At 60.2% G+C, this 1,600-nt stretch carries 3 protein-coding genes; all 3 read right to left on the bottom strand.

Annotated features, from left to right (window positions below; all coding sequences use genetic code 11):
• Nucleotides 1–112 precede the first annotated feature (112 nt).
• Nucleotides 113–697 (bottom strand): hypothetical protein, encoded by a 585-nt coding sequence (locus tag L6D63_RS28300; RefSeq protein ID WP_095668791.1) that lies wholly within the window; start codon nt 695–697, stop codon nt 113–115.
• A 23-nt stretch (nt 698–720) separates the two neighbouring features.
• Nucleotides 721–1,020, bottom strand: a complete 300-nt coding sequence (locus L6D63_RS28295; protein WP_042559961.1) for a hypothetical protein — start codon at nt 1,018–1,020, stop codon at nt 721–723.
• Nucleotides 1,017–1,600, bottom strand: a 584-nt coding sequence (locus tag L6D63_RS28290; protein WP_476748332.1) for a phage tail tape measure protein, incomplete at its 5' end; no start/stop codon positions are given. The genes L6D63_RS28295 and L6D63_RS28290, both read right to left, overlap by 4 nt.

The raw sequence follows: 1,600 nt of genomic DNA, 5'->3' as shown, positions 1-1,600 counted from the left end.
TGCGCGAAGACCATGCCGTCGACGAAGTCGAGCTGCACCGCGTACACCGGCATGAATCGGCCTGTGGCAATGATGTTCACCACGCTCTGACTGAACGGGAATGCTGAGGGCATCAGAAGGCCTCCCTGAATTGATAACTGCCGTTCGCGACCACGGGGCGCACGGACATGGACCAGGTGTCAGAGGTCATCCGCATTTCGGAGTACGGGTTGAGGTACTCCACAGCGGTACCGGCCGTGAGCGTCTTGCGGATCCGCTTGTTGAGCAGCACGGTCACCCTGCCCTGCGCATTGGCTGATGCAGGATCTGTGACTTCGAACATCTCGCCGGCGATGGTGATGTAGTCGCCAGCGCTGAAAGCCGGGGCGTTCGCCGTTGCGCCGCCGATGACCATCGATCGCGCCTGAGCGTTACCGGTGACCACCGTCAGTGCGCCAACGCTGTTCGTCCTGCGCCTGGTGAAGGCCGGAAGGTTGAAGGTGCCCATCATGCCGTCGAGCCGCCCGAGGAACGCCGACAGCTCGCGCTCCTGGCCCCTCGTCAATAGTCCGAAGGTCAGCGTGCACTGCCAGTAGGCGCCCGGGTAGCCGATGATTTGCTGGGCGTTCGAAAGTGTCGACGTGAACGCCCTGCTGTTGTTGACGATGCCCCACGTCATTTCTGACGGGCGCAGCGAAGCCGGCCACGTGAGAGCCATGCGGTACTCCTTGGAGAAACGGGTTAAGGCTTGCGGATCTTGCTTAAGGAGCCGCCCGGTCCCAGCACCTCAGAAAATGATTGCTCGTAACCGGCGCGCATATTGCGAGTGCAAATTTCAATGAGCTCACCGATATCTGGGCCGACCTCATCGCCGCAGTGCAGAACGGCCGTGATTCGGCCCACGATCTCAGCGTGCAGTTTCATGCGCTCACGCCAAAGGTGAGGAGACGAGTCTTGGTCTATCCCCTTGAATATCACCGGTGATATAGCCTTGGTGATCACATCCAGCAGCTCGGGTACATCCAGATCGGAAACTTTCATCGATTTCTCCTTATCAGTTGCATTGCCGGCCCGTTCTGTTTGAGGTCACGCAGCATCATTTCGTACGCCCCTTTCATGCCGCGATTCGCGCCATCATCTGCAGCCTGCTTCAGCTGCTCGGCGGTGTTTGAATCGGGGTTTCCTTGGAAATAGAAGTTCTGCTCAATGGGTGGAAGGCTCATCGACGCAGAAGACGTAGCTGCTCTTGAAGTAGATGCCCCGCCACCAACGTAGCCACCGTCAGCATAGCCCTTCGTATTCGCGTTCATGCGCTCAAGGAATTCTCGGGCGCCCGGCTGACTCACGGCTTCCTTGCGGACCACGAACTCGCCGCCGTGCACTACGCCCTTCGGCTCGAACTTGCCACCATCACCGGTATAGCCGCCGTCGGAGAAGCCGTACTTCGAGCTGTAACCGGCCGCCGAAGCCCCCAGGCTCGACGATGTCGCTGCAGCCGATCCAGCGGCAAAGCCATTACCGGCAGCAGATGCACCAGCACCCGCCAGTCCGCTGAACAGCGTGCCGAAGATGCCCACCGCCGCCTGACGCACCTGGATGCGGATCAGGTCGGCGATGATGC

It is taken from the genome of Pseudomonas parakoreensis (assembly GCF_021602155.1).
Lineage (GTDB): Bacteria > Pseudomonadota > Gammaproteobacteria > Pseudomonadales > Pseudomonadaceae > Aquipseudomonas > Aquipseudomonas parakoreensis.
Note: the sequence above shows the minus strand (reverse complement) of the source record. Positions and strands in the feature narration are given on the sequence as shown.